Origin of the sequence: Pseudomonas sp. LH1G9, from assembly GCF_002949975.1 — a bacterium.
Lineage (GTDB): Bacteria > Pseudomonadota > Gammaproteobacteria > Pseudomonadales > Pseudomonadaceae > Aquipseudomonas > Aquipseudomonas veronii.
On sequence record NZ_CP026880.1, the window covers coordinates 4,473,985 to 4,490,352 of the forward strand.

A 16,368-nucleotide genomic window follows, 5' to 3' on the forward strand; every position below is an offset into this window, starting at 1 on the left:
GGTTAGTCGTCCTCTTCCTATATGAATAGATCCTCCGCGTTGCTCCTCGCTTTTGTCTTCCTCAACGGCTGCCAGGCCATGGCCCCCGTGTCGACCGACGGTACACCGCCGGTGGAAGAGAGCACCCCAGCCCCTGAAAAGCCCAAGGTTTACTCCTCGTTCACTGAAGATACGGTGTACAGCCTGCTGACTGCAGAACTGGCCGGCCAGCGCAATCGTTTCGATATTGCGCTGGATAATTACGTGACCCAGGCCATCAATACGCAAGATCCGGGCATCTCGGAGCGGGCGTTTCGCATCGCCGAGTACCTGGGGGCCGACCAGGCTGCGCTGGACACCTCGCTGATCTGGGCGAAAAACGCGCCGCACGACCTGGAAGCACAACGGGCGGCAGCCATTCAACTGGCGCGCTCGGGGCGCTACGACGACTCCATGACCTATATGGAGAAAGTCCTGCAGGGCAAGGGCGACACGCATTTCGACTTTCTTGCGCTGTCGGCGGCCGATACCGACCAGGACACGCGCAACGGGCTGATGAAGAGTTTCGACCGCCTGCTGCAAAAACACCCGAAGAACAGCCAGCTCGTGTTCGGCAAGGCCTTGCTGCTGCAACAGGACGACGAAGCCGAAGCCGCGCTGAAGCTGCTGGAACAGAACCCGCCGGAAGAAGGCGAGATCGCGCCGATCCTGCTGCGCGCACGCCTGTTGCAGAACCTCAATCGCGGCAAGGAAGCGATTCCGCTGCTGGAAAAAAGCATCAAGAAGTACCCGGACGACAAACGCCTGCGCCTGACTTACGCGCGCACGCTGGTGGAGCAGGACCGCATGGAGGACGCCAAAGTGCAGTTCGCCAACCTGGTCCAGCAATACCCGGACGATGACGAATTACGCTACTCCCTGGCGCTGGTGTGCCTGGAAGCCAAGGCCTGGGACGAGGCCAAGGGCTATCTGGAAGAGTTGATCGAGCGCGAAAGCCATGTGGACTCGGCGCACCTGAACCTCGGCCGCATCGCCGAAGAAAACAACGCCCCCCAGGCCGCCCTGCTCGAATACGCCAAGGTCGGCCCCGGCAACGACTACCTGCCCGCCCAGTTGCGCCAGGCCGACATCCTGATGAGCAACGGGCGCACCGACGAGGCGGAAAAACGTCTGGTCGCGGCGCGCGAGGCGGAACCGGACTACGCGATCCAGCTGTACCTGATCCAGGCCGAAACCTTGTCGGCCAACAATCAGGCCGAGCGCGCCTGGAAAGTCTTGCAACAAGCCTTGCTGCAATACCCTGACGACCTGAACCTGCTCTACACCCGTGCGATGCAGGCGGAAAAACGCAATGACCTGGCGCAGATGGAAAAAGACCTGCGCCTGATCATCAAGCGCGACCCGGACAACGCCATGGCGCTCAATGCCCTGGGCTACACCCTGTCCGACCGCACCACGCGTTACGCCGAAGCCAAGGTGCTGATCGAACAGGCCCACAAGCTCAACCCGGAAGACCCGGCCGTACTCGACAGCCTGGGCTGGGTGAACTACCGCCTGGGCAACCTGGACGAGGCTGAGCGCCTGCTGCGCCAGGCGCTGGAGCGCTTCCCCGACCAGGAAGTCGCCGCCCACCTGGGCGAAGTGCTCTGGGCCAATGGCAAACAGCGCGAAGCCCGGCAAATCTGGGAGAAGTTCCTCAAGGAACAACCCGAAAGCCCCATCCTGCGCGGCACCATCAAGCGCCTGACCGGTTCCGAGACCCTTTAAGTTTATGTTCTTGCGCCACTTTATCGTTTTCAGCTTCATCGCCTTGCTCGCCGGTTGCGCGGGCTTCGGTGCCCGCGAATCCGTTGAGGGCCAGGGCAACCCGGCGCAATGGAAACAGCACAAGGCCCAGCTCAGCAGCATCGATGGCTGGCAGATCGAAGGAAAAGTCGGGGTACGCGCGCCGAAAGATTCCGGCAGCGGCACCTTGTTCTGGCTGCAACGCCAGGACTACTACGATATCCGCCTGTCCGGCCCATTGGGGCGCGGCGCCGCCCGCCTGACCGGCCGACCGGGGCAAGTCAGCCTCGAAGTGGCCAACCAGGGTCGCTACGAAGCCGTCTCCCCGGAGGCGCTGCTGGAAGAGCAGATCGGCTGGAAACTGCCGGTGTCGCACCTGGTCTGGTGGGTACGCGGCTTGCCCGCCCCCGACAGCAAAAGCCGCCTGAGCCTCAATGGCGACAGCCGCCTGGCCTCCCTGGAGCAGGACGGCTGGCAGGTCGAATACCTGAGCTACGTGCAACAGAGCGGTTATTGGCTGCCCGAGCGGATCAAACTGCACGGCACCGACCTTGATATCACGCTGGTGATCAAGGACTGGCAACCACGCAAGCTGGGGCAATAACGTGACCGTAGAGAAACTGACCCTGCCCTCCCCGGCCAAACTCAATCTGATGCTGCACATCCTGGGGCGCCGCGAAGACGGCTACCACGAGTTGCAGACGCTGTTTCAATTTCTCGACTACGGCGATGAACTGACATTCGCCGTGCGCGACGATGGCGTGATCCGACTGCACACCGAATTCGAAGGGGTGCCCCACGACAGCAACCTGATCGTGAAGGCCGCGAAAAAACTTCAGGCGCAATCCGGTTGCGCCCTGGGCATCGACATCTGGATCGATAAAATCCTGCCCATGGGCGGCGGCATCGGTGGCGGCAGCTCGAATGCCGCGACCACACTGCTGGGCCTGAACCACTTGTGGAAGCTCGGCTGGGACCTCGATCGCCTGGCCACGCTGGGCCTGACACTGGGCGCCGACGTCCCGGTTTTCGTGCGTGGGCACGCGGCTTTTGCCGAGGGCGTGGGAGAAAAACTCACCCCGGAAAACCCCGAAGAGCCTTGGTATGTCGTGCTTGTCCCGCAAGTATCTGTAAGTACAGCAGAAATTTTTTCAGATCCACTGTTGACACGTAACTCTCCTCCCATTAAAGTGCGCCCCGTTCCCAAGGGAAACAGTCGAAATGACTGCTTACCGGTTGTAGCAAGGCGTTATCCAGAAGTACGTAACGCTTTGAATTTGTTAGGTAAATTTACCGAAGCAAAATTAACCGGCACTGGAAGTTGTGTGTTTGGGGGCTTCCCAAACAAAGCTGAAGCTGATAAAGTCTCGGCCCTTCTTACAGAGACCCTTACAGGGTTTGTAGCGAAAGGAAGCAACGTTTCGATGTTGCATCGCAAGCTGCAAAGTCTGCTCTAAAAGGAACCGAGTACTGGGTACTCGTTGCAACAGATACAGGGGCGTCGCCAAGCGGTAAGGCAGCAGGTTTTGATCCTGCCATGCGTTGGTTCGAATCCAGCCGCCCCTGCCATTTTCCTTTACTCATCCAGGTTACCCTCAGCCTCTAGGTACTGCGCGTGTCCAAGATGATGGTCTTTACGGGGAACGCCAACCCCGATCTGGCTCGACGTGTTGTTCGTCAGCTGCATATCCCTCTCGGTGACATCTCTGTCGGTAAATTCTCCGACGGCGAAATTACCGCCGAGATCAATGAAAACGTCCGCGGTAAAGACGTCTTCATTATCCAGCCGACCTGCGCTCCGACCAACGATAACCTGATGGAACTCGTCGTGATGGCTGATGCCTTCCGCCGCTCCTCAGCGACTCGAATCACAGCTGTAATCCCTTACTTTGGTTATGCCCGTCAGGATCGCCGTCCGCGTTCCGCACGTGTAGCTATCAGCGCGAAAGTCGTGGCTGACATGCTCACCGTGGTAGGCATCGACCGTGTTCTCACGGTTGACCTGCACGCTGACCAAATCCAGGGGTTCTTCGATATTCCGGTAGATAACATCTACGGCTCCCCCGTATTGGTGGATGACATCGAAGACCAGCGCTTTGAAAACCTGATGATCGTGTCCCCGGACATTGGTGGCGTCGTGCGTGCACGGGCTGTCGCCAAATCCCTGGGCGTTGATCTCGGGATCATCGACAAACGCCGCGAGAAAGCCAATCACTCTGAAGTGATGCATATCATCGGTGATGTCGAAGGGCGTACCTGTATTCTGGTTGATGACATGGTCGACACCGCCGGCACCCTGTGCCACGCGGCGAAAGCCTTGAAAGAGCACGGTGCGGCAAAAGTCTTCGCCTACTGCACACACCCTGTGCTGTCGGGCCGAGCGATCGAGAACATCGAGAACTCAATGCTGGACGAACTGGTGGTGACCAACACCATCCCGTTGTCCGCTGCAGCTCAAGCCTGTCCGCGTATCCGCCAACTGGATATCGCACCGGTGGTTGCCGAAGCGGTTCGCCGCATCAGCAACGAAGAATCGATCAGCGCGATGTTCCGTTAAGGGTCAAACCTTCGGATCACCTCACTGACGAAAAGCGCCCCGCCCCGGCATATTGTCGGGGCGGGGCTTTTTTGCCCATATCGCCTTTAGCGCTGGTCGCAAACGCTGGGGCGAATGTGGTTATTTTGGAGATACAACATGAACGAATTTATTCTGAATGCTGAAGTGCGTTCCGACCTGGGGAAAGGTGCGAGCCGCCGCCTGCGTCGTCTCGCAAGCCTGGTTCCAGCTGTAGTTTACGGTGGCGACAAAGCCCCTGAATCCATCAGCATGCTGGCCAAAGAAGTTGCCAAACTGCTGGAAAACGATGCGGCCTACAGCCACATCATTTCGCTGAACGTCGGCGGCACCAAGCAGAACGTCATCATCAAGGCCCTGCAACGTCACCCAGCTAAAGGCCACGTGCTGCACGCTGACTTCGTTCGCGTCGTTGCCGGCCAGAAACTGACCGCCGTTGTGCCGGTACACTTTGTTGGTGAAGAAGCTCCGATCAAAAAAGGCGGCGAAGTTTCGCACGTTGTTGCCGAGATCGAAGTGACCTGCCTGCCGAAAGACCTGCCTGAGTTCATCGAAGTCGACCTGTCGGCTCTGGAAATCGGCGAAATCCTGCACCTGTCCGACCTCAAAGCCCCTAAAGGCGTTGAGTTTGTCGCACTGGTTCACGGTGATGACAAAGCGGTTGCCAACGTTCACGCTCCACGCGTTGCTCCAGAAGCTGAAGAAGGCGCTGCAGAGTAATTCACTCTGTATTGCCGGAGCTTGAGGAAACATCGCGGACCGAAACGTAGCGAGAAAGCGGGCGATAACGCGACGTTTACTCTTGAGTAAATGATCCCTTGTCGTCCACTTTCGCCGCACTCAGGTCGGCATTGTTATCCACAACTCCAAAGGAAGGGCCCCTGTCGTGACTGCCATTAAACTGATCGTTGGCCTGGGAAATCCAGGCGCAGAATACGAACAGACCCGGCATAACGCGGGGGCCCTTTTTGTTGAGCGCATCGCCCACGCCCAAGGTGTAAACCTGGTGGCCGATCGCAAGTATTTCGGCCTGACCGGACGCTTTTCGCATCAGGGTCAGGATGTTCGTCTGTTGATTCCCACCACCTACATGAACCGCAGCGGCCAGGCTGTCGCGGCGCTTGCGGGGTTCTTCCGGATCAAACCCGAAGAAATCCTGGTGGCCCATGACGAACTGGACCTGCCTCCCGGCGTTGCCAAGCTCAAGCAAGGCGGCGGGCATGGCGGGCACAATGGCCTGCGCGACATCATCGCGCAGCTGGGCAATCAGAATACCTTTTACCGTCTGCGGCTCGGCATTGGCCACCCAGGCGTTGCCAGTATGGTTTCAAATTTCGTCCTGGGTCGTGCGCCACGCGCCGAACAGGAAAAACTCGATGCCTGCATCGACTTTGCCCTCGGCGTGCTGCCGGATATCCTCGCCGGGGAATGGAACCGCGCGATGAAAAACCTGCACAGCCAGAAGGCCTGACTCTTTTCCGAGGGGAAACACCATGGGATTCAATTGCGGCATCGTCGGCCTGCCCAACGTCGGCAAATCCACCCTGTTCAACGCGCTGACCAAGTCCGGTATTGCGGCGGAGAACTTCCCCTTCTGCACCATCGAACCCAACAGCGGTATCGTGCCGATGCCGGACCCACGCCTGGACGCCCTGGCGGTGATCGTCAACCCCAAGCGCATCCTGCCGACCACCATGGAATTCGTCGACATCGCCGGCCTGGTGGCCGGTGCGTCGAAAGGTGAAGGCCTGGGCAACAAGTTCCTGGCCAACATCCGCGAAACCGATGCCATCGCCCACGTGGTCCGCTGCTTTGAAGACGAGAACGTGATTCACGTCTCCAACAGCGTCGACCCGAAACGCGACATCGAGATCATCGACCTGGAACTGATCTTCGCCGACCTCGACAGCTGCGAGAAGCAACTGCAGAAAGTCGCGCGTAACGCCAAGGGTGGCGACAAGGACGCCGTGGTCCAGAAAGGCCTGCTGGAGCAGCTGATCGCCCACTTCACCCTGGGCAAGCCGGCACGCAGCCTGATGAAGACCATGGGCGCTGACGAGAAGGCCGCGGTCAAGGGCTTCCACCTGCTGACCACCAAGCCGGTGATGTACATCGCCAACGTCGCCGAAGACGGCTTCGAGAACAACCCGCTGCTCGACGTGGTCAAGGCCATCGCCGACGAAGAAGGCGCGATCGTGGTTCCGGTGTGCAACAAGATCGAAGCGGAAATCGCCGAGCTCGATGACGGCGAAGAAAAAGACATGTTCCTCGAGGCCCTGGGCCTGGAAGAGCCTGGCCTGAATCGCGTGATCCGCGCCGGTTACGAAATGCTCAACCTGCAGACCTACTTCACCGCCGGTGTCGAAGAAGTCCGCGCCTGGACCGTCAAGGTCGGCGCCACCGCGCCACAGGCCGCCGGCGTGATCCACACCGACTTCGAAAAAGGCTTTATCCGCGCCGAAGTGATCGCCTACAACGACTTCATCCAGTACAAGGGTGAAGCCGGTGCCAAGGAAGCCGGTAAATGGCGCCTGGAAGGTAAGGAATATATCGTCAAGGACGGCGATGTGATGCACTTCCGTTTCAACGTGTAAACATTGATCGCGGCAGACGTCGCGATATAAAGAAGCCGATGCCCTGCATCGGCTTTTTTGTGGGTGAAAGACTCATGAGAGCGAAACATTGCCATACATTATAAATAAGAGGACTTTAGAACACACACCGCAACATATCTGCGAAGCATTAAAACTTCCCAACTATTCTTCACCACTCTAAGAATAATCTTACGCCGACCACGGATAACCATCTCAACTAGCACTTGCAACTTCAGAGCACTTGCCCTCCCTATACCCGGTGCCACTCTTAACGCCGGCTGCGCATCATGACAACACTAAGCTTTCCTGTTTAACTGCGTGCCGGCCCATAGGTTAATTGCCCTCCCTGAAGTGGCAACAGTATCGGAGCACAACACGATGTCGACGCTCTGCGAAAACGTTCTTATAACGGACATGACCTTTAGCGATTGCCCGGCCATCGAAACGACCGTGAACAATACGGCCGTTCTCGATATCGATATTCTCCTCTTGGGAGAAACCGGCACAGGTAAAGATACGTTGGCGCAACGCATCCATCAGCTGTCTCGTCGCAAAGGAAACTTCGTAGCAGTTAATTGTGCCGCCATCCCGGAAACCCTGGCCGAAAGCCAACTGTTCGGCGTCAACAGCGGCGCCTACACGGGCGCCATGCAATCTCGCGCGGGGTTTGTCGAAGCCGCCCATCTGGGCACCCTATACCTCGACGAAATCGACAGCATGCCGCTGTCGCTGCAAGCCAAGCTGTTACGTGTACTGGAATCGCGCGGGGTCGAACGCCTGGGGTCTACACGATTTATCCCGGTAGACATGCGTGTGATCGCCTCGGCCCAGCACGCCTTGCACGAAATGGTCGAGCAAGGCACTTTCCGACGCGACCTCTACTTCCGTCTGAATGTGGTCAATATCCACCTACCAGCCTTACGGGATCGGCGAGAGCGGATCATTCCCTTGTTCCTGGACATGATTGAGCAAGAGGCCGATCACTTCCGGCTCGCCGCGCCATCGCCCCCCAGCAAGCAGTTATTGCAACAACTGCTGTGCCACCCGTGGAAGGGTAACGTGCGCGAACTGCGCTCGACGGCCAAGCGCTTCGTGTTGGGCCTGCCGCCGTTATCCACCGCGGTGATCAACCGACATGAACTTGAATTGAACCTGAAGACACGATTGCAACAGATGGAGAAATCGCTGATTGAAGAATCGCTTCGTCAACACGACCACTGTGTGGACAGTGTGGCAATCGCTTTAGGCGTCGCCAAGCGAACGCTGTACCACCGAATAAAGCATTTGGGAATATCACTTAACTGAAACAGGGTGCCGCCCCCTGTTAACGCAATAACATCTTTTGAAACATACCTTCCCGCAACATATGGAACGCATGAATCCGTTTAGCCACATAAGTCATGGAACAGCGATACAGGTGTGCAACAGCGTCTTTTGATGTATCGCTGACTCCAGTGAAACTAACGTTAAGCACGGAGAAAACAACATGACTATCGGTTCGATTGGCTCGTATTCTGGCGCCTCCTATGGTGGCGGTGACGCCAACAATATGTCTGCTGATGAAGCAGATGCTGGGATGGAGGCTGTAGAATCAAAGAAGCGCAAAGATGGTGTAAAAAACGCATATAAAGCAGCAGAGAACGCTAATACCAACGGTATTAAAGCAGCCGCTGACATGCTCCGCCTGTAATAGCTGAACGCTTGCTGGCCTTCTCGACAGTCGATGCCGGGAAGGCCACATCGCCACGAGCGTTGTCATATACACGCTCATCTTCTAACCCTTATCTGACAGGGCAACATGATGATAGGCAGCATCCGCACGACTGAAATCAATCAACTCCCTGGCACCTCGGGCATACAGGAGGCCTCCCACTCGGCCACCGATGTCAGCTTTTTCAACTCAACGCTCATGCCTTCCCCAATTGCGAATACCGCGGTCGATCATGCGCTGCCACCGAATATGCTTTCCGAAGCCGCAGGCAAGCTCAATTCCATGACTGAGCGTATGACCAAAAGCCTGCGTGCATTAAGCAGCAAGAACAAACTGGAAGAGGCGCGAAAATATCCGGGGCAACTTTCCGACGCACTCCTGCTGACGCACATGTTGTCGAAGAGCGTCGGTAAAACCGCGCAGTGCATCGATAAAATCAGCAACCTCCAGTAGGCCAACATGACTCGCCCGCGGCTTATCCTAGTAATCCTGTCGCTCTCATTCTTGCTCAATGCCTGCAGTGACCGTGTCGAACTTCATCGTCAGTTAACCGAACAAGAGGCCAATGAGGTCGTTGCGGAACTGGCGGACAAACATATCCGCGCCACCAAGGTTCCCGCGAAAGATGGCGTTGTGGTGGTGGTCAACTCAACTGATATCGGCCGCGCTGTGCGAACGCTGGAGGCCGCCGGCCTCCCGCGGGTCGCGCGCGCGACGCTGGGCGACACCTTTCGCAAAGAGGGGGTTATTTCCACCCCGCTTGAAGAACGAGCACGCTACATCTATGCCCTGTCCCAGGAGCTGGAGACCACGCTGTCGAACATCGATGGCGTCATCGTGGCTCGCGTACACGTGGTGCTGCCCGAGCGCGTCGCTCCGGGAGAACCGGTACAACCCGCCTCCGCCTCGGTGTTCATCAAGCATGACCCGCGACTCGACCCCGACAATATCAGGGCCCGGGTGCGCAGGATGGTTGCAAGCAGTATTCCGGGGATGACCGCCGCGGTGGAAAACCCGCAAAAACTGACGGTCGTCTTCGTGCCGGCAACCGCTTACTTAGAGCAGCAACGGTTGGCTTACTTCGGGCCGTTCCTGGTTCCGGGAGATGACATCGGTTTTTGGCGGGCCAGTGTGACATTCGGGCTGATCGCCCTGGCGCTGATGATCGCGGCGGGCATGTTCTGGCATAAACGCACACAAAGAGCCGCAGACGCGCTGTCAGACGGCCCATCCCCGGATGCGCCTGTCCAGGCCCGCAATGAGTAATCTCTCATGGGCCCAATGGTGGTCCGCGCCCTGGTTGTGTGCCCACGAAGACTGGAAAGCCCCCGTTCAACACGCCGCGCTGAATGAGCTGCACCGCAGCCGGCAGGTCGTCACGGGCACGCCTTATGGCGTTGCCCCTTGCCTGCCGCCAATGCCCGACCCCGCACTCCTGCAACTGGCACTCGCCCCCACGGATCAACTCGACCTGGGGCTCGCCCTGATTGACGGCATCTGCCGTCCCGCCTATGCCACCGCACTCGATGACAACCATCGACAGTGGTGCAACAGGCTGGCCAAGGCCCTGCCCCTGGATATGGTGCAACCCGATAATGACCCGCTGCAATTGCTCCGCGCCTGGGTCACGCCGGCCACCTGGCAGCGCATCCGGTTGCGTTTTGCGCGCCGGCGCATTTTGGATCTGGACGAAAAAGCCCTGTCGCTCGGCGACTCCCATAGCCGCCTCGATACCCTTTGGCATGCGGTGGCGTGGCGCATTGGCGCGATGAACAGGAACAGTAGCGCTGCCGCCTCAGAGGGGCACGGAGATTAACGATGTTATGCCGATATAAAATCAGCTCGCCCGGGGGCGCGCCGCCCTTGCCGGGGAGCCTGATCTCTTGCGAAACACTGGCGAGCTATACCCAGGCCAGCAATGTGGTGGACCAGGCAAAAGCCGAGGCCAGGCAGTTGCTGAAGACGGCACACGCCCAACGTGAAGCGCTGCTGGAAAAAGTCAGCGTTGAAGTATGGCAACGTGCCAATGCACAACTCAAACGCTGGGAAATCGAGCGTCAGGCCCTGTGCGACAGCCTTGAACAATACGCCACCTCGATCGCCAACCAGGCTATTCACCTGCTGCTTGAAGACACCCCCGCCCCCCAACGCATGGCCGCCCTGATCAAGCAATTACTGGCGAGCCATGTGCCAGCGGTGAAGGCAACACTGGTTTGCCACCCGCTCGAATTGGAGGCGGTGCGGGCATGCCTGACCAACCGCGGCAGCACGCACTGGACGCTGCGCGCCGACGATACGATCAAACTGCAATCGCTCATATTGACCACCGAAGAAGGGGACTTCCGGATTGACTGGACGTCCTTGATCAATATTTTCATGAAGCCCGATGACAGCCCTTCAGACAACGGGTTTTAAACACACTTCATGAAATAAAAATTGCCGCACATGGAACCAATTCGAAATACAAACCAAAAAGGAGAACATCCCAACGGAGTGAATCCATGAACTATTACGACGGTTACAGCAATCGGCTTTTAAACGACGCAAGGGAGGTTAAACGTGACCTCAACCTCGCCGCAGAAACCAATTCCGGGTCTGAAGAAGACCTTGCCTTTTTTTTCGATCTTGTCGCCAAGCATCGAACTTCCGAATACGTCTTCAATGAGCATGCCCGCGTCAAACATATGCTCCTGAAGTCAGGCCTGGACAGCGGTCAGTAACTTGAACGCGCTGCTGGCCGAGTGTTTGAAACGCGGCTCCGGAGAATTGAGGTTATTCGAAAACAATGACGAAATTATCCTGCGTCATTGTTCGAACAGCCTGTTGCTCAGTGTCCAGTTGACGCCACTTCGCCCGGACAAATCATTGCTGCTGAGCTGGCTGCGCCTGGGCGAGGTCAGCCTGGAACACTTTCCAGGCGCTCTCGCCCAGGCGCCGGCCAGTGGCGCGCTCTGGCTGATGCATTGCCTGCATGACAAGCACGATGAACAGCAGCTGCAGCTCTGCCTCGAGTCCCTGCTCAACCAACGCGATACCTGGCGCGCCACCGTCGCGCGCCTCCACAGACCGGCACCTCGACGCAACCCCACCTCCCTACGTTCGTTGCTGTACTAATCAGAGAAGCTTCTATGCATAACAAGATCCACAAGCGCGACAGCTTGCGCATTGACCCGCCCGAAACTTCATCCAGACGCGCCGATTGGCGGTGCCTGATCGCCCTGACCTGCTTGCTGGCCCCGGCGCCAGGTGCCCTCGCCGCCATCCCCGCCGAATGGAAGAACACGGCATACGCCTATGAAGCCCAGCACAAGCCGTTACGTGAAGTCCTGGAAGATTTTGCCCAGACATTTGGCACCCAACTCCAGATCGAGGGCCTGCTGGAGGGCAACGTCAACGGCAAGATACGCGCCAATACCCCGCAGTCGCTGCTCGACAGGCTGGGTGTTGAACACCGCTTCCAATGGTATCTCTACAACAACACCCTGCACATCAGCACCCTCGATCAGCAAGAGTCCGCACGCCTGGAGGTGTCGTCCGAAACCATTGCCGACCTCAAGCAGGCGCTGACCGATATCGGCCTGCTCGACAGTCGTTTCGGCTGGGGCGAATTGCCGGAGGACGGTGTCGTCCTGGTCTCCGGCCCCCGGCGCTATATCGGACAGATCAAGCAGTTCAGCAGCCAGCGCCGTTCACCGGACGAAAAGCAGAGCGTGTTGAGCTATCCGCTCAAGTTCGCCAACGCCGCGGACCGCCAAATGGAATACCGCAACGAAAGAATCACCATCCCCGGCGTGGCCACCATGCTGCGCGGGCTGCTCGACCCACGCAATCCCGCGATGCTCGCCGGCATGACTCAGCGCTCCCCCGCGCAGTCCCAGCCCGCGCCCCTGACGCCAGCGTTCCCGCGCCTGAGCAACCCGCTGCTGGGGCAGATGCTCGGCACACCCGCGCCAACCGGGCCGGTGGACGCCGGCATAGCGCTGACGTCGCGGGCACCGGTCAACCCCAGCCGAATCCGCGTCGAGGCCGATGTGCGCAACAACGCGATTCTGATCTATGACCTGCCGGAGCGTCAGGGGATGTACCGCGAGCTGATCAGTCAGCTCGACGTGGCGCGCAAACTGGTGGAAATCGACGCCATCATCCTCGACATCGAACGCACCCAATTACGTGAGTTCGGCGTCAACTGGGGCTTTCAAAACAGTCGCTTCCGCGGCGCGGTCAACATGGCGCCCGGCACCTCATCACAATTGTCGATCGAAAACCGCGACCGCTTTTACGCCGACGTGCGCGCCCTGGAAGCGCGCGGGCTGGCAACCATGGTCTCCAACCCATCGGTGCTCACCCTGGAAAACCAACCGGCGGTGATCGACTTCAACCGCACCCAGTACCTGACGGCCGGCAACGAGAACGCGACCATCCTGCCGATCACCGTCGGCACCAGTTTCCAGGTCGTGCCTCGCGTCATCACCAGCCGCGGTGGCCATCAGATCCATCTGGCGGTGGATATCGAAGACGGTAACTTCGACGAGTCCAACCCCGAACGCATCGGCCCCGATGTGCGTCGAGGCAAGGTCAGCACCCAGGCCGTCATGGCGGAAAAACGCTCCCTGGTGGTGGGCGGTTTCCACGTAACGAACAGCGCGGACAAGCAAAACAAGATCCCCTTGCTGGGGGACATTCCGTTGCTGGGCAAAGCGCTGTTCTCTTCGACGGAACGCCAGAACAACCGGCGCGAACGTTTGTTCATTCTCACCCCGCGCGTGATCGGCGATCAGTCCGACCCATCACGTTACTTGCCGCAGGCCGACCAGAGCGAGTTGCAGGCCGCCCTCAACCCCCTGGCACCGCGCTTGGCCCCACATCAGCCGGTGATCAACCGCAGCGACATCACCAGCATCCTGGCGCATCTGGTCAGCGGGCAAGTGCCCAAAGCCTTCAAGGCCGCACCGATGCCGCTGGCGTTGAACACGTTGTGTACCCCTCGCGAGCTGTTGGCGCTCAATACCGAGCGCAGCCAGTGGTATGCCGGCCCGCAGTTCAACGTGGCAGTGGTGGTGCTGCGCAATCAGTACAAGCGCAATGTCCGCATCGATGAAAAAGAATGCAGCAACTCCGAGACCCTGGCGGTCACCGTCTGGCCACGCGCCTGGCTCAAGCCGGGCGAAGAAGCCGAAGTGTTCATCGCCATGCGCCCGGTGGTGAAGGATGAACACCTGAGTGTGCCGCGCCCGTCCCTGCTCACGCCAACCCGGAAGACCACGCCATGAAGCCAAGACTGTTGTGCGCCACTCTGATGATTACCGCGTTGTTCATCAGCGGTTGCACCCCGACCTGCAAAGGGGACTCCTGCTCACGCCCACAATCGACCAGCGATAAGCTGGTGATCTGGTGGCCGCCGCACATGCGCGTCGAACCCGGCCCGGCCGGGGAGCGTTCGGACTATCAAACGGTGTCGCTGGAACGATGAACGCCGGGAGGGTGCCGGACGATGAGCGGCATCGGCAGGCATTCTTCGATAGCCTGGTGAGCGGCGATGCCGCTCACCTGCCGTTGTGCCTGGGCATCGCCCTGCACACACGGCACGCCAACGCCCGCCCGGGGTTGGCATTGCACATCAGCCAGGCGGCCTTGCAAGCCGGGCAACTGCAACGCGTGCTGGAGCGCCGCTTCGATCAGGCAGTGGTATTTGATGGCTGCTATATCTACCTCGATGCCCAGAGCGCACTGGTGATCTGGCACGCCCTGCCCGCCGAGCTTCAGGCCGTGGATCAAGTCCTCAGCCGAATGCTGTCGCTGGCCGACCTCGACGCCTTGGATGGTTTCGCCAACCGCTGATCAGCGCTGCTCCAGCTCCGGCAACTCGAGGGTTTCACGCTTGGCCTCATCGTCGAGGTCGCGCAAGGTACGGTAGATCAACGCCACCGCGTGCAAGGTCTCACGCGGAATGCCCGCCCCCAGTTTTGCCTCGTACAGCGTGCGGGCCAACCATACGCATTGAATCACCGGGACATCCGCCGCCTTGGCTCGATCAATCAGCTTACGCGCATTCGCGTCCGTGCCCTTGGCCACCAGTTTCGGCAGCGGCGTTTGGCCGGGGCGGTAATACAACGCGACGGCAAAGTGCGTCGGGTTGACCACCAGCATGTCCGACTCCTCCAGCTTGGGCAGCTTGACCTTGGGTTCTTCCTGGGCCAACTGATAAGCCAACGAGCGCCGCTGGCCCTTGACGTGGGGATCGCCCTCCATGTCTTTGTACTCTTTGACCACCTCGACCTGAGTCATACGCATGCGCTTGGCAAAAAAGTACTTCTGCAACGTCAGGTCAATAAGCGCCAGCACCAGCAGCACCCCCAGACACGCATGCAACAAGTGCCGGAAGAGTGTGATCAGCGCGAGGATGTAGCTTTGCAGATCGCTGTTGGCAAGGTTAATCAGGGCGCCCAGCGACGGGCCAATCACCACGTACAGTATCAAGCCCAGGAGCAATGACTTGCCGATGCCCATCAACAAGTTCATGAGGGATTGGGCGGAGAACATCTGCTTGAGCTGGGTGAGCGGGTTCAACCGGTTGAAGTCCAACTTCAGGGATTCGGGGGCGAACAGCAAGCCGAACTGCATCCAGCTGCTGATCAGTTTCACCCCGATCGCGACCCCGACCATCAGCAGGCCGAAGGAGAAAAACAACACCAGCGCCTCCGTCAGCACTTCTTCCAGGGCGCGCGCAAAGGGTTGCCCTATGCGCGCCAGCGGCAGTGCGATCATCTGCTGGAAGCGCTGCATGCTGGTGTCGGCCGTGAACAAGGCGATCTCGCTCAAGGCCGTCAGCACCAACAACTTACCCACGTCCTGGCTCTGCGCGACTTGGCCTTTCTTGCGCTGGTCACGCAGTTTCTTGGCACTGGCGGGGTGTTTCTTTTCCCCTGAGTCACTCATGTAAAAGGCCCCTTGAACAGCAGGCCCAGGGAATGCTTGAGGTCACTCAGCAGCGCCATGCGCCCGACGATCAAGTCCTGCAGCAGGGCGAAATACAGCAGCAGAATACCGATGCCGGCCAGGCATTTGATCGGCGGGGCCAGCGTACTCACCTGCAGTTGCGGGCTGTAGATCCCCAACAGTGCCACGCCGAACTCGAGCAACAGCAGTACGGCGATAAAGGGCGCGGCGTACAGCATCATGTGAGTGAAGGTGTCGCCGACCAACTCGACAAACACACTGAGGCCATTGGCCGCCGGCAACGGAAACCACACGGTCGGCGGCCAGATCAGGTAGCTGTCCCAGATCACCTGGGTCAGTGCGCCCAGGCCCAGGCTGGCCATCAATAAAAAAATCGCCAGTTGCTTGAACAAATGCCCGATCGGCGTGGCGTCGGGGCCCAGCGACGGGTTGAGTTGACCGCCGGCCAAAGCCCCGCGCTGGTTGTCCAGCAGCGCCCCGACCGACTCGAACATCCAGAACGGCATCGACAGCAACACCCCCAGCAAAACGCCCAGGATCGCCTCTTTGAGCACCAGCGCGCCCAACATCATCGCGGAGAGTTCCTGCCCCATCAGCGCCGCATGAATACCCGGCGCGGGCATCAACGCCATGACCATCACCACGGCGTGCCTGGGCATGCCGCGAATGTGCTGGAAACAGAACGCCGCGACCAGAAAAGCGCAGGGGTAGATGCGTGCCATGCCAATCAGCAGGCTTGGCAGTAAATCAAGATAGAGCAGCATGGG

20 protein-coding genes and 1 tRNA gene are annotated in these 16,368 nt (G+C 59.0%); 19 read left to right on the forward strand and 2 right to left on the reverse strand.

What is annotated here, in order from left to right:
* The first annotated feature begins 21 nt into the window (after positions 1-21).
* The 19 genes from C5F70_RS20710 to C5F70_RS20800 all read left to right on the forward strand — a co-directional run bounded on the left by C5F70_RS20710 (position 22) and on the right by C5F70_RS20800 (position 14,482).
* Positions 22-1,746: a tetratricopeptide repeat protein gene (locus C5F70_RS20710; RefSeq protein ID WP_104903975.1), complete on the forward strand. Its 1,725-nt coding sequence runs from the start codon at positions 22-24 to the stop codon at positions 1,744-1,746.
* A gap of 4 nt (positions 1,747-1,750) precedes the next feature.
* A complete protein-coding gene (gene lolB / locus C5F70_RS20715) occupies positions 1,751-2,368 on the forward strand; it encodes a lipoprotein insertase outer membrane protein LolB (protein WP_046488043.1) in 618 nt (205 codons plus the stop codon).
* Positions 2,369-2,417: 49 nt separating this feature from the next.
* Entirely contained in the window at positions 2,418-3,221 is an 804-nt protein-coding gene (ispE, locus tag C5F70_RS20720) for a 4-(cytidine 5'-diphospho)-2-C-methyl-D-erythritol kinase (protein WP_186352149.1), read from the forward strand.
* 37 nt (positions 3,222-3,258) lie between these two features.
* A tRNA-Gln gene (locus C5F70_RS20725) sits at positions 3,259-3,333 on the forward strand.
* A gap of 46 nt (positions 3,334-3,379) precedes the next feature.
* The gene (locus C5F70_RS20730; protein ID WP_017844405.1) at positions 3,380-4,321 is read left to right on the forward strand and encodes a ribose-phosphate pyrophosphokinase; all 942 of its coding nucleotides are present in this window, start codon (positions 3,380-3,382) and stop codon (positions 4,319-4,321) included.
* 138 nt (positions 4,322-4,459) lie between these two features.
* Entirely contained in the window at positions 4,460-5,059 is a 600-nt protein-coding gene (locus C5F70_RS20735; protein ID WP_017844406.1) for a 50S ribosomal protein L25/general stress protein Ctc, read from the forward strand.
* 166 nt (positions 5,060-5,225) lie between these two features.
* Positions 5,226-5,810: an aminoacyl-tRNA hydrolase gene (gene pth, locus C5F70_RS20740; RefSeq protein WP_017844407.1), complete on the forward strand. Its 585-nt coding sequence runs from the start codon at positions 5,226-5,228 to the stop codon at positions 5,808-5,810.
* Between the two features lie 22 nt (positions 5,811-5,832).
* On the forward strand, positions 5,833-6,933 hold the full coding sequence (gene ychF, locus C5F70_RS20745) for a redox-regulated ATPase YchF (protein WP_046384760.1): 1,101 nt from the start codon (positions 5,833-5,835) through the stop codon (positions 6,931-6,933).
* Positions 6,934-7,311: 378 nt separating this feature from the next.
* The gene (locus C5F70_RS20750; protein WP_017844409.1) at positions 7,312-8,238 is read left to right on the forward strand and encodes a sigma 54-interacting transcriptional regulator; all 927 of its coding nucleotides are present in this window, start codon (positions 7,312-7,314) and stop codon (positions 8,236-8,238) included.
* Between the two features lie 181 nt (positions 8,239-8,419).
* On the forward strand, positions 8,420-8,623 hold the full coding sequence (locus tag C5F70_RS20755; RefSeq protein WP_017844410.1) for a hypothetical protein: 204 nt from the start codon (positions 8,420-8,422) through the stop codon (positions 8,621-8,623).
* 111 nt (positions 8,624-8,734) lie between these two features.
* Positions 8,735-9,097 carry a hypothetical protein gene (locus C5F70_RS31195; RefSeq protein WP_256580898.1) on the forward strand — a complete coding sequence of 121 codons (363 nt, stop codon included), beginning with the start codon at positions 8,735-8,737 and terminating at the stop codon, positions 9,095-9,097.
* Positions 9,098-9,103: 6 nt separating this feature from the next.
* Positions 9,104-9,910, forward strand: coding sequence for a type III secretion system inner membrane ring lipoprotein SctJ (sctJ, locus tag C5F70_RS20765; protein ID WP_026139723.1), 807 nt, complete (start codon positions 9,104-9,106; stop codon positions 9,908-9,910).
* Complete coding sequence (locus C5F70_RS20770) at positions 9,903-10,460, forward strand: hypothetical protein (protein ID WP_046488039.1); 558 nt, start codon at positions 9,903-9,905, stop codon at positions 10,458-10,460. Before sctJ ends, C5F70_RS20770 begins: the two co-directional genes overlap by 8 nt.
* 2 nt (positions 10,461-10,462) lie before the next feature.
* On the forward strand, positions 10,463-11,059 hold the full coding sequence (gene sctL / locus C5F70_RS20775; RefSeq protein ID WP_017844414.1) for a type III secretion system stator protein SctL: 597 nt from the start codon (positions 10,463-10,465) through the stop codon (positions 11,057-11,059).
* Between the two features lie 86 nt (positions 11,060-11,145).
* Positions 11,146-11,364, forward strand: a complete 219-nt coding sequence (locus tag C5F70_RS20780) for a hypothetical protein (RefSeq protein ID WP_026139725.1) — start codon at positions 11,146-11,148, stop codon at positions 11,362-11,364.
* A gap of 1 nt (position 11,365) precedes the next feature.
* Entirely contained in the window at positions 11,366-11,758 is a 393-nt protein-coding gene (locus C5F70_RS20785) for a hypothetical protein (RefSeq protein ID WP_046488034.1), read from the forward strand.
* A gap of 14 nt (positions 11,759-11,772) precedes the next feature.
* Entirely contained in the window at positions 11,773-13,914 is a 2,142-nt protein-coding gene (sctC, locus tag C5F70_RS20790) for a type III secretion system outer membrane ring subunit SctC (RefSeq protein WP_104903976.1), read from the forward strand.
* Positions 13,911-14,114 carry an HrpT family type III secretion system protein gene (gene hrpT, locus C5F70_RS20795; RefSeq protein WP_057005746.1) on the forward strand — a complete coding sequence of 68 codons (204 nt, stop codon included), beginning with the start codon at positions 13,911-13,913 and terminating at the stop codon, positions 14,112-14,114. Before sctC ends, hrpT begins: the two co-directional genes overlap by 4 nt.
* A complete protein-coding gene (locus C5F70_RS20800) occupies positions 14,111-14,482 on the forward strand; it encodes a transcriptional regulator (protein WP_104903977.1) in 372 nt (123 codons plus the stop codon). The genes hrpT and C5F70_RS20800 overlap by 4 nt, the downstream gene beginning before the upstream one ends.
* On the opposite strand, the gene sctU is transcribed toward C5F70_RS20800, so the two are convergent.
* Together sctU and sctT are read right to left on the reverse strand one after the other, a co-directional pair.
* Entirely contained in the window at positions 14,483-15,580 is a 1,098-nt protein-coding gene (gene sctU, locus C5F70_RS20805) for a type III secretion system export apparatus subunit SctU (RefSeq protein WP_017844420.1), read from the reverse strand. It lies immediately after the preceding gene.
* Positions 15,577-16,365 carry a type III secretion system export apparatus subunit SctT gene (gene sctT, locus C5F70_RS20810; protein WP_017844421.1) on the reverse strand — a complete coding sequence of 263 codons (789 nt, stop codon included), beginning with the start codon at positions 16,363-16,365 and terminating at the stop codon, positions 15,577-15,579. The genes sctU and sctT overlap by 4 nt, the downstream gene beginning before the upstream one ends.
* Positions 16,366-16,368: the final 3 nt, after the last annotated feature.